The 23430-nt window shown below is 71.4% G+C and carries 22 protein-coding genes; 18 read left to right on the top strand and 4 right to left on the bottom strand.

Features of this window, described 5'->3' with window-relative positions:
• Positions 1–3: 3 nt before the first annotated feature.
• The 6 genes from G6R24_RS04260 (at position 4) to era (ending at position 5453) form a co-directional block, all read left to right on the top strand.
• Positions 4–768 (top strand): 16S rRNA (uracil(1498)-N(3))-methyltransferase, encoded by a 765-nt coding sequence (locus tag G6R24_RS04260; RefSeq protein ID WP_163547868.1) that lies wholly within the window; start codon positions 4–6, stop codon positions 766–768.
• Positions 769–846: 78 nt separating this feature from the next.
• Complete coding sequence (locus tag G6R24_RS04255) at positions 847–1926, top strand: PhoH family protein (RefSeq protein ID WP_163547858.1); 1080 nt, start codon at positions 847–849, stop codon at positions 1924–1926.
• 28 nt (positions 1927–1954) lie between these two features.
• Positions 1955–2599, top strand: coding sequence for an rRNA maturation RNase YbeY (gene ybeY / locus G6R24_RS04250; protein ID WP_163547857.1), 645 nt, complete (start codon positions 1955–1957; stop codon positions 2597–2599).
• Between the two features lie 16 nt (positions 2600–2615).
• The gene (locus tag G6R24_RS04245) at positions 2616–4013 is read left to right on the top strand and encodes a hemolysin family protein (protein ID WP_163547856.1); all 1398 of its coding nucleotides are present in this window, start codon (positions 2616–2618) and stop codon (positions 4011–4013) included.
• The gene (locus tag G6R24_RS04240) at positions 4010–4438 is read left to right on the top strand and encodes a cytidine/deoxycytidylate deaminase family protein (RefSeq protein ID WP_225438103.1); all 429 of its coding nucleotides are present in this window, start codon (positions 4010–4012) and stop codon (positions 4436–4438) included. The genes G6R24_RS04245 and G6R24_RS04240 overlap by 4 nt, the downstream gene beginning before the upstream one ends.
• A gap of 1 nt (position 4439) precedes the next feature.
• Complete coding sequence (gene era, locus G6R24_RS04235) at positions 4440–5453, top strand: GTPase Era (protein WP_163547855.1); 1014 nt, start codon at positions 4440–4442, stop codon at positions 5451–5453.
• Positions 5454–5464: 11 nt separating this feature from the next.
• Here era and G6R24_RS04230 read toward each other — a convergent pair whose 3' ends face one another.
• Positions 5465–6130, bottom strand: a complete 666-nt coding sequence (locus G6R24_RS04230) for an NUDIX domain-containing protein (RefSeq protein WP_225438102.1) — start codon at positions 6128–6130, stop codon at positions 5465–5467.
• A 247-nt stretch (positions 6131–6377) separates the two neighbouring features.
• On the opposite strand from G6R24_RS04230, the gene recO reads away from it, so the two are divergent.
• From recO to G6R24_RS04195, 7 genes are all read left to right on the top strand, one after another.
• The gene (gene recO, locus G6R24_RS04225) at positions 6378–7109 is read left to right on the top strand and encodes a DNA repair protein RecO (protein WP_175084480.1); all 732 of its coding nucleotides are present in this window, start codon (positions 6378–6380) and stop codon (positions 7107–7109) included.
• 122 nt (positions 7110–7231) lie between these two features.
• A complete protein-coding gene (locus G6R24_RS04220; protein ID WP_163547853.1) occupies positions 7232–7369 on the top strand; it encodes a hypothetical protein in 138 nt (45 codons plus the stop codon).
• Between the two features lie 3 nt (positions 7370–7372).
• Positions 7373–8170, top strand: a complete 798-nt coding sequence (locus G6R24_RS04215; RefSeq protein ID WP_163547852.1) for an isoprenyl transferase — start codon at positions 7373–7375, stop codon at positions 8168–8170.
• A complete protein-coding gene (locus tag G6R24_RS04210; RefSeq protein ID WP_225438101.1) occupies positions 8163–8726 on the top strand; it encodes an antibiotic biosynthesis monooxygenase in 564 nt (187 codons plus the stop codon). The genes G6R24_RS04215 and G6R24_RS04210 overlap by 8 nt, the downstream gene beginning before the upstream one ends.
• 161 nt (positions 8727–8887) lie before the next feature.
• Positions 8888–11914, top strand: coding sequence for a glycine--tRNA ligase (locus G6R24_RS04205; protein ID WP_163547851.1), 3027 nt, complete (start codon positions 8888–8890; stop codon positions 11912–11914).
• Positions 11915–12051: 137 nt separating this feature from the next.
• Entirely contained in the window at positions 12052–12756 is a 705-nt protein-coding gene (locus G6R24_RS04200; protein WP_163547850.1) for a YdcF family protein, read from the top strand.
• A 249-nt stretch (positions 12757–13005) separates the two neighbouring features.
• Entirely contained in the window at positions 13006–14880 is a 1875-nt protein-coding gene (locus tag G6R24_RS04195) for a transketolase (RefSeq protein WP_163547849.1), read from the top strand.
• A 183-nt stretch (positions 14881–15063) separates the two neighbouring features.
• Here G6R24_RS04195 and G6R24_RS04190 read toward each other — a convergent pair whose 3' ends face one another.
• On the bottom strand, positions 15064–15603 hold the full coding sequence (locus G6R24_RS04190) for a PH domain-containing protein (protein ID WP_163547848.1): 540 nt from the start codon (positions 15601–15603) through the stop codon (positions 15064–15066).
• Positions 15604–15727: 124 nt separating this feature from the next.
• Positions 15728–15883 carry a hypothetical protein gene (locus G6R24_RS21575; RefSeq protein ID WP_175084481.1) on the bottom strand — a complete coding sequence of 52 codons (156 nt, stop codon included), beginning with the start codon at positions 15881–15883 and terminating at the stop codon, positions 15728–15730.
• 95 nt (positions 15884–15978) lie between these two features.
• Here G6R24_RS21575 and G6R24_RS04185 point away from each other — a divergent pair, with 95 nt between their 5' ends.
• The 5 genes from G6R24_RS04185 to G6R24_RS04165 all read left to right on the top strand — a co-directional run bounded on the left by G6R24_RS04185 (position 15979) and on the right by G6R24_RS04165 (position 22228).
• On the top strand, positions 15979–17241 hold the full coding sequence (locus G6R24_RS04185; protein ID WP_163547847.1) for a deoxyguanosinetriphosphate triphosphohydrolase: 1263 nt from the start codon (positions 15979–15981) through the stop codon (positions 17239–17241).
• A gap of 151 nt (positions 17242–17392) precedes the next feature.
• The gene (locus G6R24_RS04180) at positions 17393–17569 is read left to right on the top strand and encodes a hypothetical protein (RefSeq protein WP_163547846.1); all 177 of its coding nucleotides are present in this window, start codon (positions 17393–17395) and stop codon (positions 17567–17569) included.
• A gap of 172 nt (positions 17570–17741) precedes the next feature.
• A complete protein-coding gene (gene dnaG / locus G6R24_RS04175) occupies positions 17742–19781 on the top strand; it encodes a DNA primase (RefSeq protein WP_163547845.1) in 2040 nt (679 codons plus the stop codon).
• Positions 19782–19821: 40 nt separating this feature from the next.
• On the top strand, positions 19822–21000 hold the full coding sequence (locus tag G6R24_RS04170) for an RNA polymerase sigma factor (protein WP_101834813.1): 1179 nt from the start codon (positions 19822–19824) through the stop codon (positions 20998–21000).
• A 193-nt stretch (positions 21001–21193) separates the two neighbouring features.
• Positions 21194–22228 carry a class I SAM-dependent methyltransferase gene (locus G6R24_RS04165; protein ID WP_163547844.1) on the top strand — a complete coding sequence of 345 codons (1035 nt, stop codon included), beginning with the start codon at positions 21194–21196 and terminating at the stop codon, positions 22226–22228.
• Between the two features lie 114 nt (positions 22229–22342).
• Here G6R24_RS04165 and G6R24_RS04160 read toward each other — a convergent pair whose 3' ends face one another.
• A complete protein-coding gene (locus G6R24_RS04160; protein ID WP_163547865.1) occupies positions 22343–23422 on the bottom strand; it encodes a glycosyltransferase in 1080 nt (359 codons plus the stop codon).
• Positions 23423–23430 lie beyond the last annotated feature (8 nt).

Genomic DNA, 23430 nt, shown 5'->3' with positions numbered 1-23430 from the left:
GCCCTGTTCCACCTGCGCCCGCTGCCCGCGGGCGAGGTCGTCACCCTGGCCGGTCCCGAGGGCCGGCACGCGGCCACGGTGCGCCGGTTGCGCCCCGGTGAGCCGGTTGATCTCACCGACGGCGCCGGCTGGGCGCTGGAATGCGAGGTCGTCGCCGTCCGCCGGGACGAGATCGACTGCGCCGTGCGACGGCGGGTCGAGGCGGCGGCGCCCGGCGTGCGCCTGGTCGTCGCCCAGGCGCTGGTCAAGGGGGATCGCGGGGAACGCGCCGTGGAGATGCTCACCGAGGTCGGCGTCGACGAGATCGTGCCGTTCGCGGCGGCCCGCTCGGTGGTCCGCTGGGAGGGTGAGCGCGGTGCCCGGGCGCGGGAACGCTGGGTCCGCACCGCGCAGGAGGCGGCCAAACAGTCCCACCGCCTGCACTGGCCGACGGTCGCGCCGCTGGCGAGCCTCGCCGAACTCGCCCGCCGGGCCGCCACCGCGACCACCGTCGCCGTCACCCTGCACGAGCAGGCCACGCACGGGCTCGTCGGACTGCTGCGCGAGCGGCCGGGCAGCGACGACCGGCCGGGCGACGGTGGGATGGGGGAGATCCTGCTCGTCGTCGGGCCCGAGGGCGGCCTCACCGACGCCGAGGTGGACGACCTGCGCACGGCGGGTGCGGCGGTGGCCCGGCTCGGGCCGACCGTGCTGCGGACGTCGACCGCCGGAGTGGTCGCCGCGTCGATCGTGCTGGCCGAACTCGGTCGTTGGGACGGGTCGGGCTGAGGTTGGCTAGACTGGATATTCGACACTGCAGGTAACCCCACAGCCGAGAGGTGCCGCGGCCGTCACCGGCCGCTCTCTATGCCCGAATCCGCCACGCCTTCCGGCGCGTCGCCCGCCCCGGGAACGACGCGCATCGTCGTTCCCGGACCGCACAGCATGGTGAGCCTGCTCGGCCATCAGGACGAGCTGCTGCGCACCATCGAAGGGGCCGTCGCCGCCGACATCCACGTCCGCGGCAACGAGATCACCATCACCGGTGCGCCGGCCGACAACGAGCTCGCCAGGAAACTGTTCGTCGAGCTCATCGCACTGCTCGACGCCGGTACGGAACTCACCCCGCAGCACGTCGACCATTGTCTGGCGATGCTGCGCAGCGGAGCGCAGGAGCGCCCCGCCGAGGTCCTCACCCTCAACATCCTGTCGAACCGTGGTCGCACGATCCGGCCGAAGACGCTCAACCAGAAGCGTTACGTCGACGCGATCGACGCCCACACCATCGTGTTCGGTATCGGTCCCGCCGGCACCGGCAAGACCTATCTGGCGATGGCGAAGGCCGTGCAGGCGCTGCAGGCGAAGAAGGTCAACCGGATCATCCTGACCCGTCCGGCGGTGGAGGCGGGGGAGCGGCTCGGCTTCCTGCCCGGCACCCTGTACGAGAAGATCGACCCGTATCTGCGGCCGCTGTACGACGCGTTGCACGACATGATCGATCCGGATTCGATTCCCCGGCTGATGCAGAGCGGCACGATCGAGGTCGCGCCACTGGCCTACATGCGTGGCCGGACCCTCAACGACGCGTTCATCATCCTGGACGAGGCGCAGAACACCTCGCCCGAGCAGATGAAGATGTTCCTGACCCGACTCGGCTTCGGTGCCAAGATCGTCGTCACGGGCGACATCACCCAGGTTGACCTGCCCAGCGGCACCCGCAGTGGCCTGCGGGTGGTCCGCGAGATCCTCGACGGGCTGGACGACGTCCACTTCGCGTCGCTGACCAGCGCCGATGTGGTTCGTCACCGGCTGGTCGGCGAGATCGTCGACGCCTACGCCCGCTGGGACGCCGCCGAGGACGCGGGCGCAGCGGGCGCGGGCTCGGGTGCTGCTGGTGCGGGTGCGTCGTCGGCTTCGGGTCGATCCGCCCGTCGGGACCGACGGTGACCGTTCCGGCGGTCGGAGAGGACCGCTGATGGCCGTGTTCGTCGCGAACGAGTCCGGCGCCACCGAGGTCGACGAGGTGCTGCTGACGGCGCTCGCCCGGTTCGTCCTGGACGCGATGAAGGTCAGCCCGCTCGCGGAGCTGTCCGTCCTGCTCGTCGAGGAAAAGGCCATGACCGACCTGCACGTGCGGTACATGGGCGAGGAGGGTCCCACCGACGTCCTGTCGTTCGCGCAGGACGAGGCCTTCGACGCCTCCTGGTCGGAGTCCGGCGACGATGATCCGACGCTGCTGCTCGGCGATGTCGTGCTCTGCCCGTCGGTCGCGCATCGCCAGGCCGAGCAGGCCGGGCACGCGTTCGAACGTGAGCTGCACCTGCTGTGCACCCACGGCATCCTGCACCTGCTCGGGTTCGACCACGCCGAGCCGGACGAGGAACGCGAGATGTGGAAGATCCAGAACCGGCTGCTGTCCGCCTGGGACACCGCGGTGAAGGCCACCCCCACCCGGCCTGCCACGACCACCGGCGAGGCCACCCGCGGGGGCACGTCCACGGTGGACGGGCCGGCGGACGCGGCGGGCGCGTCCGGTGCCGCGGGCGGAACATCCGACGCGGGTGCGGGCACGGGTGCGGCGGGCGGGACTGGCGAGACCGGTCCGGCCGACGAACGCTGACCGGAGATCGTCGACGATGAGCTCCGGCACGCTGATACTGCTCTTCCTGACCGTGGTCGGTTCCCTGGCCGCCGCCGGCTTCGGCTGCGTGGACGCGGCCCTGACCCGGGTCTCGCGGGTCGCCGTCGACACGTTCGCCCGGGCGGGTCGGGCCGGCGCGGCGAGCCTGTCACTGATCGTCACCGACCCCGGCCGTTACCTGGCGCCGCTGCTGTTGCTGCGGATCGCCGCCGAGATGCTGGCGGCGGCCTGCCTGACCGTGCTGTTCGTCCATGCCTACGGCTCCGGCTTCGCCGCGGTCGGACTGGGCGCGCTGGTGGCGACACTGATCGCCTACATCCTCGTCGGCGTGATGTTTCGGACCGTCGGCCGCCAGCACGCACCCGGGGTGGCCCTGGCCACCGCCGGTATCACGGTGCGGCTGGCCCGCATCCTCGGCCCGCTGCCCCGACTGCTCATCGCGTTCGGTAACGCGGTGACCCCCGGCCCCGGCTACCGCGACGGGCCGTTCGCCTCCGAGGCGGAACTGCGTGACCTGGTCGACCTCGCGCAGGAGAACGAGGTCATCGAACGCGAGGAACGCGACATGATCGCGTCCGTGTTCGAGCTCGGCGACACCGTGGTACGTGAGGTGATGGTGCCCCGCCCGGACATGGTGTTCATCGAGTCGACCAAGTCTATGCGCCAGGCCCTCTCACTGGCGCTGCGCAGCGGGTTCTCCCGCGTCCCGGTCATCGGCGACAGCGTGGACGACGTGGTCGGGATCGCGTTCCTCAAGGACATGGTCCGCCACGAGCGCGCCGAGGACGCCCCGACGCACGACACCGCCGGCGCGGGACGCGACACGGTCGTGTCGGGACACGAGGTCGCCGTCGCGGAGATCATGCGGGCACCGGCCCTGGTGCCCGAGAGCAAGCCCGCCGACGACCTGCTGCGTGAGATGCAGGCCTCCCGCACCCACATGGCGATCGTCATCGACGAGTACGGTGGAACAGCCGGCCTGGTGACCATCGAGGACATCCTCGAGGAGATCGTCGGTGAGATCACCGACGAGTACGACAACGAGGTGGCCCCGGTGGAGTGGCTCGACGCCGACACCGCTCGGGTAACCGCCCGCCTCGACGTGGACGATCTCGGTGAGATGTTCGATCTGGACGTCGACGAACTTCCCCGGGCGGACGACTCGGTCACCGTCGGCGGCCTGCTGGCGACCGCCCTTGGTCGGGTTCCGATCCCGGGTTCCAGCGCGACCGTCGCCGGCCTGCGGCTGACGGCCGAGCGGGCGGCGGGTCGCCGCAACCAGATCGGCACGATCGTCGTCGCCCGGCGGCCCGCCCCGGCGTCCGGCGAGGCACCCGCCACCAACGGTTCGTCGAAGCAGAGCGCGGCAGAGCAGCGAAAGGTGATCTCGTGACGACCGATCCGTCCGTGTCCGGCCCGGTTGCGGCTGTCGGCGGGCCTGGCCCGGAGCTTGCCGCCGAGGACGCGAAACTGCTCGTGCTGGCTCGCTCCGCCCGCCTGCGCGCCTATGTCCCCACCGGAGCCGTCGCCCAGGGCGCGGCCCTGCGGGACACCGACGGCCGCACCTACAACGCCGCGACCCTCGGCCTCGCCCGCCCGGAGCTCGCCATCTCGGCGTTGCGTGCGGCGATCGCCGCGGCCGTGTCCAGCGGTGCCCGGCGTTTCGAGGCCGCCGCCGTCGTCACCGGCGAGTCCACCTCCGACCTGGCGGCCGGCCCGAGCGCCGATGACCTGGCCACCCTGGCCGAGTTCGGCACCGGCGTTCCGGTGTTCGTGGCCGGACCCGACGGCGTTCTGCGCGCAAGGACCACCAGCTGACATGGCCGCCTCCCGCTCCACCCGCTCATCGGGCGGTTCCCGTGCCACCGGTGGTTCCCGGCCGCTGGCCGCCGCGTCGTCCAACCTGGTGCCGGTGGGCGAGAGCCCGCCCGGCTACCGGGCCGGGTTCGCCTGCTTCGTGGGCCGGCCCAACGCCGGCAAGTCCACGCTCACCAACGCCCTCGTCGGGTCCAAGGTGGCCATCACCAGCGGCCGGCCGCAGACCACCCGGCACGCCATCCGCGGCATCGTGCACCGCGACGACGCCCAGCTCATCCTCGTCGACACCCCCGGCCTGCACCGGCCGCGGACCCTGCTCGGCCAACGGCTCAACGACGTCGTGCGGGCCACGCTCTCCGAGGTGGATCTCGTCGGGTTCTGCATGCCCGCCGACGAGCCGCTGGGCCGCGGCGACCGGTTCATCGCCGAGGAACTGGCCCGGCTGCCCAAGCGCACCCCGATCATCGCGATCCTCACCAAGACCGACAAGGTCGCCGACCACGACCGGGTCGGCGCGCGCCTGCTGGAGGTCGCCAAACTCGGCGACTTCCATGACATCGTCCCCGTCAGCGCCGTGCGCTCCTTCCAGGTGGACGTGCTCGCCGACGTGCTCGTCTCGCACCTGCCCACCGGCCCCGTGCTCTACCCCGACGGTGAACTCACCGACGAGCCGGAGCAGGTCATGGTCGCCGAACTCGTCCGGGAAGCCGCGTTGGAGGGTGTTCGCGACGAGCTGCCGCACTCCCTGGCCGTCGTCGTCGAGGAGATGATTCCCCGCGAGGACCGCCCCGCCGATCGTCCGCTGCTGGACGTGCGGGTCCATGTCTTCGTGGAACGTCCCAGCCAGAAGGCGATCGTCATCGGCGCCGGCGGCTCCCGACTCAAGGACGTCGGTTCCCGGGCCCGCTCGCAGATCGAGGCGCTGCTCGGCACCCCCGTCTTCCTCGACCTGCACGTCAAGGTGGCCAAGGACTGGCAACGCGACCCCCGCCAGCTGCGTCGTCTGGGCTTCTGACCCGACCGCCGCTACGCGTCGTCTCGTCCCGTCCGGCGCCACCAGCCTCGTCGAGGCCGCTGTGGGCTCGTGCTGGTCGACGTGTCGGCGTCCTGCGGTGCCGCTGGTCCTGATCCGCCCCCTGGCGGAGCAGGGGCCTCTGGTGGCGCGGCGGGCTCGTCCGAGGGCGTGGTGGGGGCGATCGGGGGAAGCGGTGCGGGTGGGGTGTGCAGGGCGGGGGCGGTGTCGTCGAGGGCGGCGAGGATGAGGGCCTGGCGGTTGGTGAGGATGAAGGTCTTGAGCTCGGAGGGTTGCAGGGCGTAGCGAGCCAGCTTCTTGCTGTACAGGTCGATGCGCTCGACGTCGTAACGGCCTTTGGCGGGGTTGGAGAACTCCTCCCCGGTGCGTAGCGAGAGGTCCATCGAGACCAGCCGGCAGACGAAGAAGTGGGACACGGCGAGACCACCGTTGCGGGGTGGGCTCATGAAGAACACCGGTTGGACGCGGTCGACGACCGCACCGAGCTCCTCGGCGAGCTCCCGGTGCAGAGCAGCCTCCACCGAGGCGTCCTCGGGGTCCACCCCGCCGCCCGGGGTTGACCAGTACGGCTTGCGCTTGGGCAGGGTCCGGCGGAACAGGATCAGCTGTCCGCTGTCGTCGATCAGAATCGCCCGCGCCGCCCGCCGCACCACCCGCACCCAGCCATCATCCGCAATGACCGGGGTGTCGTGCGGGGATGTCCCGGCTCGCCGTAGGGGCGGGCACGATGCGTGAGGCCGTCCATACCAGCAGTTCTCGGATGCGGGAGGGTCGGATACGGGCGGTCGCATGGCGGGCCGGGCACCAGGCAACGGGGAGCCACCGGACGTCCTGTCGACGCGGGCGCGGAGACGTCGGGCTACCTCGCTTTACCCCCCCGCCGGGGGCTCGTGCAACCATGGGCGGGTGCCGGTGTATCGCGATGAAGGGGTGGTGCTGCGTACGACCCCGCTCGCCGAGGCCGATCGCATCATCACAGTGCTGACCCGGCGCACCGGGCGGGTGCGGGCCGTGGCCAAGGGAGTGCGCAGGACATCCTCCCGCTTCGGCTCCCGCCTGGAGCCGGGGACGTACGTCGACCTGCTGCTGCACGAGGGGCGGGCGCTGGACACGGTCACCCAGGCCGACATCATCGCGCCCTACGGCACGACGATCGCCATCGACTACGCCCGGCACACAGCGGCCGCGGTGATGCTGGAGACCGCCGAACGGCTCGCCAGCGAGGAGCGTCAGCCGGCGCTGCGACTGTTCCTGCTGCTCGTCGGCGGCCTGCGCACGCTCGCGGCCGGGGAGCGCCCCCCGCCGCTGGTGCTGGACGCCTTCGTGCTGCGTGCGCTGGCGGTGTCCGGGTACGGGATGGCGCTCGACGACTGCGCCCGGTGCGGGGAGCCGGGTGAGCATCTGTCGCTGTCCGTCGCGGGCGGCGGAATGGTGTGTGCCCGGTGTCGTCCGCACGGCGCGGCGTCGGTGTCGGCCGGGGCGGTGGCGTTGCTGACCGATCTGCTGCGCGGCGAGTGGGACGGCGCACTGCGCAGCGACCTGCGGGCCCGGCGGGAGGCCGGTGGCATCGTCGCGGCCTACCTCCAGTGGCACATCGAGCGAGGGCTGCGCGCGCTGCCGCATCTGGAACGGGCGTGAGGATATGGCCGGGGTGGGGGGGATGCGCTGCAGGGGAGCGAAGGCGGACATGGTGAGGTGTACGGCGACAACGGCGGCGACGGCGGTCAGCCGGATGGTGCCGGCAGGGGGACGGTGTGGCGATGGCAGGTGACGACGTGGCGGACAACGGCGTGGCGGACAGCGGCGTGACGGGCGACGGTGTGCGGGCCGGCGGTGCGGCGGCCGGCGGTGTGACGGATGACGGCTCGGCGCTGCCCCGGCCGGATCTCGGGAGGTAGGCAGTGACTGTTCGAAATGATCTGGCGACTCGCTTTCGGGAGCCGCACCCGCACCCGTCCGGAGCCCGGCCCCCGGCGCTGCCGGCGAACCTGATCCCCAAGCACGTGGGCATCGTGATGGACGGCAACGGCCGATGGGCGAAGGTGCGCGGGCTCGCCCGGACCAAGGGCCACGAGGCCGGCGAGGACGCGCTGTTCGACTGCGTCGAGGGCGCGATCGAACTCGGTGTCCGCTGGTTGTCGGTGTACGCGTTCTCGACGGAGAACTGGAAGCGCTCCCCGGAGGAGGTCGCCTTCCTGATGCGTTTCACCGACCGCGTGTTCGGCCGCCGCATCGACGACATGGACGCCCTCGGCGTTCGGGTCCGCTGGGCGGGACGGCGACCGCGGCTGTGGGGCAACGTGATTCGCCGCCTGGAGGCGTCCGAGGAGCTCACCCGGGACAACGACCGGCTCACCCTGGTGATGTGCGTCAACTACGGCGGTCGTGCGGAGATCGCCGACGCCGCCGCCGCGATCGCCCGGGACGTCCGGGAGGGCCGGCTGCGCCCGGACCGGATCGACGAGGCCACGGTTGGCCGCTACCTGGACGAGCCCGACATGCCCGATCTGGACCTGGTCATCCGCACCTCCGGGGAGAAACGTCTGAGCAACTTCCTGCTCTGGCAGGCCGCCTACGCCGAGCTCTCCTTCGTCGACACCCTGTGGCCCGATTTCGACCGCCGCCACCTGTGGTCCGCCTGCGAGGAGTTCGCCCGCCGGGACCGTCGCTACGGCGGTACCGTCGCCCATCGTGCCTGACCCCGCGCCTCCGGTGCTCGCGCAGATCACCTTCCAGCTCCCCGCCGCCCCCGACCCGACGGTGGACGGGCCCGCATTGGGCGGGCCCGGGTCGGAGGGGTCTGGGCTGGACGGGCCTGGGCTGGCTGAGTCGGTGTCGGATGTCGCGGGGGCTGGATTCGCCGTCTCGGCACGCGCGGCACTGGCGGCGCTGGCGCGGTGCGCCGGGTTTCGTAGCGGACGACTGGCCCGCGCCCTGGACGCGCCCGGGACCTGGCTGCTCACCACCGAATGGGACGGCCCCGGCGCCTGGCGGCGGGCGCTGTCCTCGTTCGACGTGCGGTGCACGCTGACGCCCCTGCTCGTCCATGCCGTGGACGCCCCGGGCTCCTTCGAGGTACTCGCCGAGGTCACGGCGCTCGCCGAGGTCACGGCGCTCGCCGAGGTCACGGTGTCCGCCGAGGTCACGGTGCCCGCGACAGCCGGGCTCGAGCCGGGGAGGTCGTCGCGGGTCTACCGCTCCGACCGGGCCGCCGATGCCGATGTCGCGGCGCCCGGGCTCGGCCTCGACCGGTAGGCCTGGGCGGTCCTTCCTGGATCGGGGGGCCGGGGCGGCCAGAACCGCGATGTGGTCGCTGGGCACGGTCAGGACAGGGGAGCCCTCACGGCGTTGAAGTGTCGGTGCCGACCGGTAGCCTCAAGGCGACCGTGCAGAGCCGAGGAGCCGAGGCCAGACCGATGTTGACCATGCAGGACGCTTTGCTGGCGCTGACCCGCTACTGGACCGACCGGGGCTGCATGATCATGCAGCCGTTCAACACCGAGGTCGGCGCCGGTACGCTCAACCCGGCGACGGTGCTGCGGGTACTTGGTCCCGAGCCGTGGCGGGTGGCGTATGTGGAGCCCTCGGTGCGTCCGGATGACTCACGCTACGGGCAGAACCCCAACCGGTTGCAGACGCACATCCAGTTCCAGGTGATCCTCAAGCCCGACCCCGGCAACGCCCAGGAACTCTACCTGGGTAGCCTCGCGGCGATCGGGGTGGATACCGCCGCCCACGACGTCCGGTTCGTGGAGGACAACTGGGCGTCCCCGGCGCTTGGCGCGTGGGGCCTGGGCTGGGAGGTCTGGCTCGACGGGTTGGAGATCACCCAGTTCACCTACTTCCAGCAGGCCGGTGGGCAGAGTCTGGACGCGATCAGCGTCGAGATCACCTACGGCATGGAGCGCATCCTCATGGCGCTGCAGGGGGTGCGTCACTTCAGTGAGCTCACGTATGCCCCGGGAGTGTCGTACGGGGAGGTGTTCGGCCAGTCGGAATACGAGATGTCGCGGTACTACCTCGACGACGCCGACATCGACACCGTCCGGCGGATGTACGCGGACTACGCCGGCGAGGCCCGCCGGCTGATCGACGCACGGCTTCCCGTGCCGGCGCACTCGTATGTCCTGAAGTGCTCGCACGCGTTCAACATCCTCGACTCCCGGGGGGCGGTGTCCACGACCGAGCGGGCGACCTCGTTCGCGCAGATGCGCGGGCTGTCCCGTGAGGTCGCGGCGCTGTGGCGGGAACGGCGCGAGGAACTCGGTCATCCGCTGGGCATCGCCGAGCCGCCGGCACCGGCCGTCGCGGCCACGGGGGGCGCGCCGGTGGTGGCACCCTCGACGCTGCTGTTCGAGATCGGCACCGAGGAGCTGCCGGCCGTCGAGGTGACCCGGACGATCGCGGCCGTGCGCGCGGGGCTGGTCGAGCGGCTGGCCGCGACCCGCCTCACCCATGGCGAGGTGCGGGTGACGGGCACCCCGCGGCGCATCGTCGCCGTCGTCGACGAGGTCGCCCCGCGCGAGCCGGACGTCGAACGCGTGGTGCGTGGGCCGCGGGCGTCGGCCGCCTACGACGCGGCCGGTGCTCCCACGAAGGCCGCCCTCGGTTTCGCCCGCGGCCAGGGCGCCGACGCGGCGGACCTGCGGACCGTCGACCATCGCGGGGTCGAGCACGTCGCGCTGGTGCGGACCGACACCGGCCGCGACGCCCTTGAGGTGCTGGCCGGGCTGCTCGGTGATGTGGTGGCGGGGCTGCGCGGCGAGCGCAACATGCGGTGGAACGACCCGGCCCTGTCGTTCAGCCGGCCGGTGCGCTGGCTGGTCGCGCTGCTCGGCGAGACGGTGGTGCCGGTGGCGGTGGCCAGCCTCGCCGCCGGGCGGACCACCCGCGGCCACCGGCGAGCGGGCTCCCCGCTGATCGAGGTGAGCCAGGCCGCCGGGTATCCCGAGCTGCTCGCGGCGCACGGCATCCTGCTCGACCCGGCGGAGCGCCGCGAGGTGATCGTCGAGCGGGCCGCGAAGCTCACCGCCAACCAGGGCGGGCACATCGACCCGGTCGCCGACGCCGGCACACTCGCGGAGGTGACGAACCTGGTGGAGTATCCGCGGCCGCTGCTCGGCGCCTTCGAGGCCCGTTTCCTCGAGCTGCCCGCCGAGATCCTCACCACCGTCATGCGCAAGCACCAGCGTTACCTGCCGGTGCGGGACTCCTCCGGCCAGCTGCTGCCCGCGTTCGTCGCGGTACCCGACGGGCAGGTCGACGAGGCGCTGGTGCGCGCCGGCAACGAGGACGTGATCCGCGCACGGTTCGCCGACGCCGCGTTCTTCTACGACGCAGACGTCACGGTCGGGCTCGAGACGTTCCGGGCGAATCTGGCCCGACTCACCTTCGAGCAGCGCCTCGGTTCGGTCGCCGACCGGGCCGACCGGATCGGCGCGCTCGCCCGCGCACTCGCCGACGAGATCGGCCTCGTCGACGACGAGCGGGTCACCCTCGACCGGGCCGCGGCCCTGGCCAAGTTCGACCTGGCCACCCAGATGGTGATCGAGCTGTCCAGCCTGGCCGGCACGATGGCCCGCGAGTACGCCCGGCGCGCCGGGGAGACCGAGGCGGTCGCCCTCGCCCTGTTCGAGATGGAACTGCCCCGACGCGCCGGCGATGAGCTGCCCGCGTCGACGCCCGGCGCCCTGCTGGCCCTCGCCGACCGGCTTGACCTGCTCGTCGGCCTGTTCGCCCTGGACGCGGCCCCCACCGGAAGCTCCGATCCGTTCGGGCTGCGCCGCGCTGCCCTCGGCGCGGCGGCGATCCTCGCCGGCCAGCCGCGCCTGGCTGGCCTCTCGGTGGCCGACCTGCTCGCCCGCGCGGCCCAGCGCACCCCCGTGCCGGTCAGCGCCGAAGCACTCCAGGCCGCCGAGGTGTTCGTCCGCGGGCGGTACGCCCAGCAGCTGCTCGACAGCGGTGTCGACCACCGGCTGGTGACGGCCGTCGGGCCGCTCACCGGCACGCCCGTGCGGGCCGCCGACACCCTGGCGACCCTGCGCACCCTGCTCGAACAGCCCGGTTTCGCGGTCCTCACCGCCGCGCTGCAACGAGTCCGCCGGATCGTCCCCGCCGGCACCCCCGCCACGGTCGATGCAGCCCGGCTCACCGAACCCGCCGCCGCCCGCCTGCTGGGCGCGGTCACCGACCTGGCCGCCCGCCTCACCACCGGCACCGCACCAGCCGGCATCGTGTCAGGCGGCACCGCGCCCGGGGCTGTCCCGCTCGCCGAGCTCGTGGCGGCGGCCACGGCGGTGGAACTGCCGGCGGCTGTCGACGGCTTCTTCGACGGGCTCATGGTGATGGATCCCGACCCGGCCGTGCGCGCGGCCCGGCTGGGGCTGCTCGCCCGCATCCGCGACCTCACCGCGGGCACCCTGGACTGGGAAGCACTCGGTTAGCCCAGCCCGAACGGACCGGTCCGTTGTGCCTGTCAACTGGCCCCTTCCGGCCGGTTGACGGCTGATGTGGCCGGTTTTGACGGGTTGCTGTGGGCGGGACCGTCTGGGCGGGGACGGGAGGGGCTAACGTCCTGCGAGTGGGTCTGTCCGTTCCTGGCCGAGTCGTCCGACCATTTCGAGCTTTTCGTCCGTTCAGCGCGGACTGGTATCGCGTCCGCTGGTGGCGGTGGGCGATCCGGGTCGCGGCGACGCTGACCGTCGGGTCGGTCGTGCTGGCGGCGGTGACGGTCGTCCAGGTGTGGTGGGTCGGGCGGGAGGATCACCATCCCCGCTCGGACGCGCTGGTCGTGCTGGGGGCGTCCCAGTACGACGGACGTCCCTCCGCGGTGTTCGCCGCTCGCCTCGACCACGCCGCGGTGCTCTTTCGCGCCGGCGTCGCACCAGTGGTGATCACGATCGGTGGCAAGCAGCCGGGCGACCGGTACACCGAGGCCGAGGCCGGCGCCGCGTATCTGCGTCGCCACGGCGTTCCGGCCGAAAAGGTGATCGTGATTCCCGAGGGATCGGACACACTCGGGTCACTGACGGCGGTCGCCGGTGTCATGAACGCCCGGCACCTGCGCTCCACGGTCATCGTCACCGATCCATGGCACAGCCTGCGTTCCCGCACGATGGCCCGCGATCTGGGCCTGGCCGCGCAGACCTCGCCCGTCACCAGCGGGCCGTCCGTTCATGGAATCGACACCAGGTTCCACTACATCGTGCGCGAGGGAATTGGTTACCGTTGGTACCAGCTGTTCCACCGCGCCTCGCCGCCGGAGGCCACGTCCAGCGCGGTGTGACCGAAAATCCGGGGCAGCTCGCGGTTACCGAGCCCTCCGAGGTGCGGCTGCGGTTGGCGCTCACCGTTCGTCGATGTGACCTATCAGCGGCTCGTGCGGCCCCCTTCGGCGGTCAGCCGCGCTGGTACGGTTCGGATCGCCGGGCGGAAGGGTAGTGCGACGAACAGTAGTGGCGCAAGGCAGCAATGCGGGCCACGCGGCGTGTGACACCTGACGATCACCGTAGAGGATCACAATAAGGAGACTGGTGTGGCAACTCCCGTAACCGAGGGCGCGGTCGGTACGGCCGATCTGAAGACGGTCCGGGAACTCGCACAGCAGCTGCGGGTCGACTCGGTGCGTTCGAGCACCTCCGCCGGCTCCGGGCACCCCACCTCGTCGATGTCCGCGGCGGACGTGCTGGCCGTGCTGGTCGCCCGGCATCTGCGCTACGACTGGGACAACCCCGAGGATCCGGCCAACGACCACCTCATCTTCTCGAAGGGGCACGCGTCCCCGCTGCTCTACTCGGTCTACAAGGCCGTCGGCGTGGTCACCGACCATGAGCTGATGAACGGCTACCGCCGCTTCGGCGAGCGGTTGCAGGGCCACCCCACCCCGATCCTGCCCTGGGTCGACGTGGCCACGGGTTCGCTGGGCCAGGGTCTGCCCGACGCGGTCGGTGTCGCGATCGCCGGCAAGTACCTCGACAAGTCCCCCTACCGGGTCTGGGTGCTCTGTGGCGACAGTGAGATGGCCGAGGGTTCGATCTGGGAGGCGCTGGACAAGGCCGCCTACTACCAGCTGACGAACCTCGTCGCGATCGTGGACGTCAACCGGCTCGGCCAGCGCGGCCCGACCGAGATCGGCTGGGACCTCGACCGTTACGCCAAGCGGGTGGAGGCGTTCGGCGCCCGCGCCATCGTCATCGACGGGCACGACATCGACGCGATCGACGCGGCCCTCGCCGACGCCGAGGACGCGAGCCGCCCGACGGTCATCCTCGCCCGCACCCGCAAGGGTGAGGGGTTCTCCGAGATCGCCGACAAGGAGAACTGGCACGGCAAGCCGCTGCCAGCGGACATGGCGGCCCGCGCGATCGTCGAGCTCGGTGGAGAGCGTGACCTGCGGGTGCGCGGCCCGGTTCCGGGACCGGAGCTGCCCCGGCCGGCCCCCGTCCAGCGCCCCACGATCACCCTGCCGACCTTCGAGCTCGGCACCAAGGTCGCCAGCCGCAAGGCCTACGGCCAGGCGCTGGCCGCCATCGGTGCGCGCACCGACGTGGTCGCACTGGACGCCGAGGTCAGCAACTCCACCCACGCCGAGGACTTCGGCAAGGTCCACCCCGAGCGTTTCTTCGAGATGTTCATCGCCGAGCAGCAGCTCGTGGCGACAGCGGTGGGTCTGTCGGTGCGCGGGTACGTGGCGTTCGCGTCCACGTTCGCGGCCTTCTTCTCCCGTGCCTACGACTTCATCCGGATGGCGGCGATCTCCCAGGTCGACATCCGACTGGCCGGTAGCCACGCGGGCGTCGAGATCGGCGCGGACGGTCCGTCCCAGATGGCGCTGGAGGACCTGGCGATGCTGCGGGCCGTGCACGGCTCGACGGTGCTCTACCCCAGCGACGCCACGTCCACGGCGAAGCTGGTCGAGGTGATGGCCGATCTGTCCGGTATCAGCTACCTGCGCACGACCCGTGGGGCCTACCCCGTGCTCTACGGCCCGGACGAGCCGTTCGCGCCCGGTGGCTCGAAGGTGCTGCGCCGTACGGATGCCGACACCGTCACACTCATCGGTGCCGGTGTGACCCTGCACGAATCGCTCGCGGCCGCCGACACGCTGGCCGTCGAGGGTGTCAGCGCCCGGGTGATCGACCTCTACTCGGTCAAGCCGGTCGATGCCGCCACGGTGCTCGAGGCGGCGCGGGCCACCGGTGGGCGCATCGTGATCACCGAGGACCACTACCCCGAAGGTGGTCTGGCGAGCGCGGTGCTCGCGGCGTTGGACGACAGCGGCCTCCCGCTGTCGGTGCGCCACCTCGCGGTGCGGTCGCTGCCCGGCTCGGGCACGCCCGTCGAACTGTTGGACGCCGCCGGTATCTCGGCGCCGCACATCGTCGACGCGGCGCGCGACCTGCTGCGCTGAGCCCGCGGGGCTGAGCGGCGGCCGTCGCCGAACGAGGTGGCGTCCGCCGAGCGGTGACGGAACCGGAACGAAAACGGGGCCGGGGGGATCGATCCCCCCGGCCCCGTTCGTTCTGCGGATGTGCTGCCACCGTCCGGCATGATCGCCGGCCCAGTCGCGGCCGCCGGCCCGCCTGCCGACGGCTCAGTCGTCGCCCGCGGGCGACGGTGCCCCACCGAAGGTCATGTCGACCAGCGTGAGGTAGAGCCGGTCCGGGCGCGGCAGGAACTTGATGTTCGACAGCGCCTGGTCCTGCCCGGCGGACTCGACCACGAACTCGCCGTAGCCGAGCAGCCGCCCCATGGGGTCGCGGTTGTAGGTCAGGTCCGTGATCTTGGACAGTGGCATCGTCTGGACCTTGCGGAAGAAGATCCCGGACACCTTGAGCAGGCGCTTGTCCGTGATCATCAGGTGGTCGAACTGCCAGTCCGCGAGCTTCCAGAGCATGCGCAGGATCATGAAGAGCGCGAAGTACCACAGCAGGATGGTGATGAAGCCCGCGTCGACGTCCTGCGCGGCGAACAGGACGTTCGCCGCCAGGGAGAGCACCACCGACCCCGCCGTCTGCAGGAAGACGGGGAGCAGGATCGCCCAGTGCTGGCGGACCATCATGACCAGGCGCTCCTGTGAGGCCAGGTACTTCGTGTCGCGCTGAGCCGGATCTGGCAGTTGGAGTCTCACCACGATCTCAGTCTCCCAGAGATCGTGGCTTGCTGGGCACCGATCCCACACCGAGACGTCGCGGCAGGCGTCAACTGCCTCGCGGTCCGGTCGGGGACCCCCGGTACGGCCGGGGGAGCCGCCGGGGTCACAGCGCGGTGTCGCTCACAAACTCGGAGACCCCGTTGGCCCATGACTGCAGCCATCCGAACACGCGGTCGATGATACTTGCGGCACTGTTCGGTGCAGTCACCACGAAGAAGATGAGGAATGCGATCGCGGCGTACTTGACGAGTTTGTCCACGGCGGGCCTCCGGGCCGATTTGGTGAGGGGTGCGCACAAAGTATCGTCGCAGCGATCCGTCGGAGTCCGCAGATCGGCCCGATACCCTCAGGATCGTGGTCGCAGAGTGGTATGGCTGGTTGGATACAGTCCGTCGGGTCGCGGAGCGCCCGAAGGCTACACCGCAGCCGCGTAGTCCCTTCGCCCGGGATCGTGCCCGGGTGCTCCACTCGAGCGCATTGCGCCGTCTGGCAGGGAAAACGCAGGTCGTGGGGCCGCTCGACGACGACTTCCCGCGGACCAGGCTCACCCACTCGCTGGAGACGGCCCAGGTCGGTCGGGAGCTCGCCGAGCAGCTCGGCGCGGACCCCGATCTCGTCGACACCGCCTGCCTGGCGCATGACCTGGGCCATCCCCCATTCGGGCATAATGGCGAGCTGGCGCTGGACATCGCGGCCGCGTCGTGTGGTGGCTTCGAGGGCAACGCGCAGAGCCTGCGCGAGCTGACGAGGCTGGAAACCAAGATCGTCGACGAGGGCGGCCGCAGCGCCGGTCTCAACCTCACCCGGGCGAGCCTGGACGCGGCGACGAAATACCCGTGGGCACGCGGCGCGGGGCCGGACCCGCGGACGCCGAAGTACGGTGCCTACTCCGACGACCTGGCCATCCTGGACTGGCTTCGCGAGGGTGCGCCACCGGCCCGGCGCTGTGTCGAAGCACAGATCATGAACTGGGCCGACGATGTCGCCTACTCGGTGCACGACCTCGAGGACGGCGTCGTCGCCGGTCACATCGAGCTGGCCGCCCTGGATGATCCCGGCCATCGCGGGGAACTCGCCGCCGCGACCGCACAGCGTTTCCCGGAGGCCTCGGCGGCGGCCGTCGCGGTGGCCCTGGACACCCTGCGGGCGCAGCCGTGGTGGCCGCGCTCGGAGATCACCTCGGCCCGCGGTCAGGCGGCGCTGCGGGCGATGACGAGCGAGCTCATCGGCCGGTTCTCCGGCGCGGCCGTGCGCGCGACCCGGGCGCGCCAGCCCGAGGGGCCCCTGACGCGGTACCGGGCGGATCTGGTCGTGGACGAGGCGACGATCGCCGAGTGCGCCGCGCTCAAGGGCGTCACCGCCTGGTACGTGATGGAGCGGCCCGGGGCGCGGGCCCGCCAGGCACGTCAGCGTGAACTGGTCGGCGAACTCGTCGACCTGCTGCACGCGGGCGCGCCCCGCACGCTTGACCCGGCGCTGCGGCCGGCCTTCGAGGACGCGGCGGACGACGCCGCCTGCCTGCGCGTGATCATCGACCAGGTGGCGCGGCTGACCGACGCGAGCGCGGTGCGGCGCCACGCGGCGTTGCGTGGTCGACCCGAACGTCGCGTCCTGTGAAGGCGGGTCGGCCTGAGCGCGGAGTCCCCGTGATGCCGGGCGCGCTGTTCGCGCAACGCTTAGTAGGCGTCGCGCGTCCTGTCAAGGATGGGTTGTGAGCCGCGTCCAGCTGGCGGCGGGTGGCCGGCGATGACCGCTTCGCGGTGGTTGGATGAACGTTGTGCCCGACATGGCGAACAGGTGGGACCGGCGGGCCGCGGCCGCCGTACCCCGGGTGGGGGAGGCGCGCGCCCTCCCCGCACGGCGATCACCCGATCCGGTCACGCAGGCCGCCCGGTTGACTGCTGTGCTGGTCGGGGACGTCATCCACAACATTCCCGTGGCATGATCGGTACTGTCGCGCCTACGACACGTACCATCGCACCGGTAGGACCGATGTGCGGGGCGGCTCGCGATCCGTGTTCGGAAGATCGGTTCACTGGGTACAACTGGGCACAGGTCTGGTGGGTGGTCTGCCCCGGGCGGGGTTCCCCGCCCGGCAGGGACGAGGGGAGGCGCGGATGGCCGGACGCATCCGTGATGCCGATGTGGCCCTCGTCCGAGAGCGCTCGCCGATCGCGGACGTGGTTTCCGAGTACGTCCAACTGCGTGCGGCGGGCCGCAACGAGCTGGCCGGTCTGTGCCCGTTCCACGAGGAGAAGTCCCCCTCCTTCTATGTCAACGTCGCCACCGGGCTGTTCCACTGCTTCGGCTGCCAGCAGGGCGGCGACGTGTACTCCTTCGTCCGCGAGATCGACGGGCTGAGTTTCCGGGAGGCCGCCGAGCGGCTGGCCCGCCGGGCCGGGGTCACGTTGACCTACGAGGGCGGCGGTGTCACCGACCGCACCGTGTCCAGCCAGCGGCAGCGGCTGCTGGAGGCACACCGGGTGGCCGCGGAGTTCTACGCGGAGCAGCTCGGCGCGCATCCCGCGGCCCGCGCCGGCCAGGAGTTCCTCACCGCCCGTGGGTTCGACGCGCAGGCCGCGCACCGCTTCGGGGTCGGCTACGCCCCCACCGGGTGGGACACGCTGACCCGCCACCTGCTGGCCCGCCGGTTCACCAGTGAGGATCTGGTGCTGGGCGGCCTGTCCAAACCGGGCTCCCGGGGCGGTCTGATCGATCGTTTCCACCACCGGCTGATGTGGCCGATCCGCGATCTGGCGGGTGATGTCGTGGGATTTGGCGGGCGGCTGCTCGAAGGTGGCAACACCTCGCACGCCGCCACGCCGAAGCAGGGCTCGGCCAACGCCGGCCCGAAGTATCTCAACACGCCCGAGACTCCGCTTTTTCGCAAGGGGAGCCTGCTGTACGGCGCGGAGATGGCCCGGCGCGACATCGCCCGGCACTATCAGGTTGTGGTGGTGGAAGGCTACACCGATGTCATGGCCTGTCATATGGCCGGGGTCACGACGGCGGTGGCGACCTGTGGCACGGCGTTCGGCGCGGAGCATGTCGGGGTGGTCCGTCGCCTGCTGATGGACTCCGACGAGCGCCGCGGCGAGGTCGTCTTCACCTTCGACGGTGATGCCGCCGGCCAGAAGGCGGCGATGCGGGCCTTCGAGCACGAGGAGCGCTTCGCCACCCAGACGTTCGTGGCCGTCGAGCCCAGCGGGCTTGATCCGTGCGAGCTGTGGGTGCGCGGCGGTGACGCGGCGGTACGCGAACTGGTCGCCCGGCGGGTGCCGCTGGTGGAGTTCGCGCTGCGCGGCGTGATCGGGCGCTACGACCTCGACACCACCGAGGGTCGCCTCGCGGCGCTGGACGCCGCCGCCCCGCTGGTCGGTCGGATCAAGGACACCGGTCTGCGACATCGGTACGCGGTCAATCTCGACCGTTGGCTTGGCTTCCTCGACGAGCGGTTCGTCGCCTCCCGGGTCGCCGAGCACCGCGGGCGCGCCACGGACCGTGCCGGGGCTGGGGCGAACGGGGCCGGTGGGGCTCGGGCCGGCGCGATGGCCGGGGGCGCGCGGGGCGAGATCGCCGCGGGCGCGTCGGGTGGCGCGCGCGGCGGGCCGGGTGGATCCGCCGCGGTCGCCTCCACCGTGGGCCCACGTCGGGCGGGTACGGTCGACTCCGCCGACCCTGCCGCCGTCGTGGAGCGGGAGGCACTCAAGCTCGCCATCCAGTACCCGGGGTTCGCGGCGGCGATGTTCGACCCGCTGCCTCCGGAGATGTTCACCGTTCCCGCGCATCGCGCCGTCCGTGAGCTCATCGCACGGCTTGGCGGGGTGTACGGGGGGCTGGCGAGAACCGGCGGCGTCGGCGCCTGGGTCGCCGAACTGTCGGCGGTGGCGACCGAGGAGGAACTACGGCGGGTCGTCACCGCCCTGGCCGTGGAGAGGTTGTTGTGGGACCGCGATGTTGATGATCGTTATGTCGACGAGCAGATGTCTCGCGTACAGGAGCTACATGTGACACGTCGGATCGCCGACCTGAAGTCGCGGGTGCAGCGGCTCAACGCGGCGACCGACACGGATGCCTTCAACCGTGCCTACGGTGAGCTGATCGCTTTGGAACAGCACAAGCGTCAACTCCGGGAACGGGGCGTAGGTGCCGCGTAACCTGGGTCGATCCCGAGAAGGAAGTGACGAGATTCCGCCCATGAGTCCTACCGTCCTACCCCGCGAAGCCCAGGTGGACGAGGTCAAGGACCTCATCACCCGGGGCAAGGAGATCGGTTTCCTCACCACCGAGGATGTCTCGGTCGCCATCCAGGCGGCGGAGCTCCCCCCGGAGCAGGCCGAGACGGTCCTGCAGGTGCTCAATGACGAGGGCATCGAGGTGCTGGAGGCGGGGGGAGAGAACCCCGACGAGGCCGACCTGCTCGCCCGGCGCCGCCGGGAGGAGGAGGAACTCGCGCTCAAGGCCCCGACCTCCGACCCGGTACGCATGTACCTCAAGGAGATCGGCAAGGTCCCGCTGCTCACCGCGGAGGAGGAGGTCGACCTCGCCAAGCGGATCGAGGCCGGTCTGTTCGCCTCCGAGAAGCTCGCGGTGGCGACGAAGAAGACCTCGCCGCAGATGCGTCGGGATCTCGAGGCCATCGAGCGCGACGGTCAGATCGCCAAGCGCAAGCTGGTCGAGGCGAACCTGCGCCTGGTGGTCTCGATCGCCAAGCGTTACGTCGGGCGCGGCATGCTGTTCCTGGACCTCATCCAGGAGGGCAACCTCGGTCTGATCCGGGCGGTCGAGAAGTTCGACTACACCAAGGGCTACAAGTTCTCGACCTACGCCACCTGGTGGATTCGGCAGGCGATCACGCGCGCCATCGCCGACCAGGCCCGCACCATCCGCATCCCGGTGCACATGGTCGAGACGATCAACAAGCTGATCCGCATCCAGCGCCAGCTGCTCCAGGACCTCGGCCGCGAGCCGAGCCCGGAGGAGATCGCCAAGGAGATGGATCTCACCCCGGACAAGGTCCGCGAGATCCTCAAGGTCTCCCAGGAGCCGGTCTCGCTGGAGACGCCCATCGGTGAGGAGGAGGACTCCCACCTCGGCGACTTCATCGAGGACTGCGACGCGGTCGTCCCCGTCGACGCGGCCAGCTTCATCCTGTTGCAGGAGCAGCTCGACTCGGTGCTGCACACCCTGTCCGACCGGGAGAAGAAGGTCATCCAGCTGCGGTTCGGCCTTACCGACGGTCACCCGCGCACCCTGGAGGAGGTCGGACGCGAGTTCGGCGTCACCCGGGAGCGGATCCGCCAGATCGAGTCCAAGACGCTGTCCAAGCTGCGTCATCCGTCGCGCTCCCAGAAGCTGCGCGACTACCTGGAATAAACCTTTCCGCCGGAGCGGAGCATCTCGGCCGGCGGGCCGAGCCGCGACGGTTGTTGACCGTGAGTGTTCGCATCAATACTCTTGGCGATAGTCGGGTTTGATGATCTTCGACGGCCGTGGTCGCCGTCGATGTTCGTCGGTCCGGTGCGCGGTGGCACGTCCGGTGCCGCCGGTGGCCGAGAGGACGGCGAGCATGCCCGGCAGTCCAGCCACGTTCGGTGGTCGGTTTCGCTCCCTGGCGGGCTACGCCCTCGCCACAGCCGGCACGCAGAACTTTCTGGGCGCCCGGTGGGTGCCGGTACTGCTGGCAACGACGCCAGCCCGGTACCGCCGAAGCATGGCCCTGCGGTTGCTCTCGCTCAGCCCGCACTACTTCCAGCCGGACGAGCATGACCGCGACGCCGCGGCCGAGCGTAACCGGCGCAGTCGCGTCATCCTCGCCCATGACCTGCTCGGTCGCTACCTGCTCCCGGACGACGACGTCCTCGACGTCGGGTGCGGCCCGGGCTATCTCGCCGCCGCCGTCGCCCCGCGGGTCCACGCCCTGACCGCGGTCGACGTCTCCCGCGGTGTGCTGGCCTGCGCGCGGGTGCTGAACCCGGCTCCCAACCTGGAGTACCTCGTCGCGGAGGACTTCCACCGCAGCGGACGCGACGTCGACGTCGTCTACTGCATCGCCGTCGTGCAGCACCTCACCGACGAGGTGGTCGCCGCGGCGCTGCGTGACTGGCACGGCGCCCTACGCCCCGGTGGACGCCTCCTGCTCCACGTGGTGATCGACGATCCGGCCTGGCGCACCGAGGCGCAGTGGCGCGCGGAGCGGGGCCTGGTCGGCCGGGTGCGGCTGCGGTTCGCCCTCAACTGCTTCGGACGGTCCGCCGACCAGGTGCGCCGGCTGATCACCGATTCCGGCTTCGGCGAACTGGAACTGATCCCGATGTCCACCCTGGTGGACGTCGACGACGACGTCACCGGCCAGCACCTCGTCGTCGCCCGTCGTCTCGACCTGACTCCACCCCGGCCGTCCGCCGGGTCCGACAGGTCCGACAGGTCCGACAGGTCCGACGAGTTCGGCGCGTACGACGAGATCGGTGGGCCGGCCGAGGCTGGTACGACGGCTGGTGCCACGCCGCACCGGGGCCTCGCCGCGGCGGTACCGGCGCAGTCCACTCCGCCCGGCCACCTCGACTCCCTCGAACGGCTGGACCTCGACCCGCTCGGTCACTAGGCGCTTCTCGTGGATCGCCGACCGGGGGGCAGGCCGGCGGGCACGGATCAGCGGGCACGGATCAGCGTGGGCGGGCCGGCGGGGTGCTGTGGTCGGCGAGTCGGGAATCCGCGGTCAGTGGGCGGGGGGTAGGCCGAGGAGCTGGTCGAAGTAGCGGCCGCGGTCGAAGTGGCCGCCATCGTCGGGCTTCAGGGTCGCCGAGCGTGACATCGCCTGGGCGGCGTGCAGGGCGGTGGCGATGTCCTCGGCGGACTCCCGCTGGTAGCCGACCAGGGCGGGGCCGGCGATCTCGCGGTTGTGGGCGCTGTCGCGGGCGATCACCGGCACGCCCATCATGCGGCCCTCGGCCATCGGATAGCCGAACGACTCCAGTTCCAGCGGGAAGAAGACGCCGTCGCAGCGGGCCATCATGGCGATGACGGCCTTGGCGGGATGCTCGCCGACCAGGCGTAGCCGGGGATGCTGGGCCACAGTCGGATCCTCGAGCTGATCGGCGCGACCGGTGACGCTCAGGGTGGCATCGATGCGGTGCGGTGGGCCGGCGAGGATGTCGAGTGCGGCGAGTCCGGCGCGTAGCCGTCCGGTCAGCAGTTTCTGCGGCAGGATCACGACCGGGCACAGGAAGTCGACCGGATCGCCGTCGCGTCCGCGCGCCCTGGTCGTCTCGGTCGCGCCCGCGGGGTCCTTCCACGCGGGGGCGGACGCCGGGTCGGGGGGTGTCACCGGGTTGAAGGCGACGATCAGCCGGTTGCGCACGGACGGGACGTAGGTGGCGACCCGCTCGGCCATGCTGGTCGACGGGACGAAGACGCGGTCGGCCCGGTGCAGCGCCGCCCAGACGATCGGCGCCTGGGCGTGCACCGCGGGGCTGATCCGGCGGCCGAGCTGGCGGATCTCCGTGCGGCGCAGGAAGTGCTGGGCGCCGTGGACGAGCACGTGCCGTTCCCGCCCGGCGGTCACGAACGAGACGTTGTTCAGTGCCAGCGACCGGTCGAACCGTACGCCGCGGGTCTGTTCCCGTTCGCGTCGCAGCAGCCAGGTCGCGCCGAGGGACCGGTCGCGTCCGATGGTGTGGAGGCCGGGTAGCTCGCGGTCGCGCAGATAGAGGTCGAACTCGTTGAGCAGGCGTTTCGCGCCCCCGACCCGCGCACCGGCGCAGTCGACGAGCAGGGACGCCGCGGACGGGGCGCTCATGGCGCTCA

Origin of the sequence: Candidatus Frankia nodulisporulans (assembly GCF_902806475.1) — a bacterium.
GTDB lineage: Bacteria > Actinomycetota > Actinomycetes > Frankiales > Frankiaceae > Frankia > Frankia umida.
Note: the sequence above shows the minus strand (reverse complement) of the source record. Positions and strands in the feature narration are given on the sequence as shown.

Coding starts and splice junctions, on each gene's coding strand:
- G6R24_RS04180 (WP_163547846.1), top strand. CDS start 17,393: ATGAACGTTGTGCCCGACATGGCGAACAGGTGGGACCGGCGGGCCGCG.
- G6R24_RS04245 (WP_163547856.1), top strand. CDS start 2,616: ATGAGCTCCGGCACGCTGATACTGCTCTTCCTGACCGTGGTCGGTTCC.
- ybeY (WP_163547857.1), top strand. CDS start 1,955: ATGGCCGTGTTCGTCGCGAACGAGTCCGGCGCCACCGAGGTCGACGAG.
- G6R24_RS04255 (WP_163547858.1), top strand. CDS start 847: ATGCCCGAATCCGCCACGCCTTCCGGCGCGTCGCCCGCCCCGGGAACG.
- era (WP_163547855.1), top strand. CDS start 4,440: ATGGCCGCCTCCCGCTCCACCCGCTCATCGGGCGGTTCCCGTGCCACC.
- dnaG (WP_163547845.1), top strand. CDS start 17,742: ATGGCCGGACGCATCCGTGATGCCGATGTGGCCCTCGTCCGAGAGCGC.
- G6R24_RS04165 (WP_163547844.1), top strand. CDS start 21,194: ATGCCCGGCAGTCCAGCCACGTTCGGTGGTCGGTTTCGCTCCCTGGCG.
- G6R24_RS04170 (WP_101834813.1), top strand. CDS start 19,822: ATGAGTCCTACCGTCCTACCCCGCGAAGCCCAGGTGGACGAGGTCAAG.
- G6R24_RS04160 (WP_163547865.1), bottom strand. CDS start 23,422: ATGAGCGCCCCGTCCGCGGCGTCCCTGCTCGTCGACTGCGCCGGTGCG.
- G6R24_RS04220 (WP_163547853.1), top strand. CDS start 7,232: ATGGCAGGTGACGACGTGGCGGACAACGGCGTGGCGGACAGCGGCGTG.
- G6R24_RS04205 (WP_163547851.1), top strand. CDS start 8,888: ATGTTGACCATGCAGGACGCTTTGCTGGCGCTGACCCGCTACTGGACC.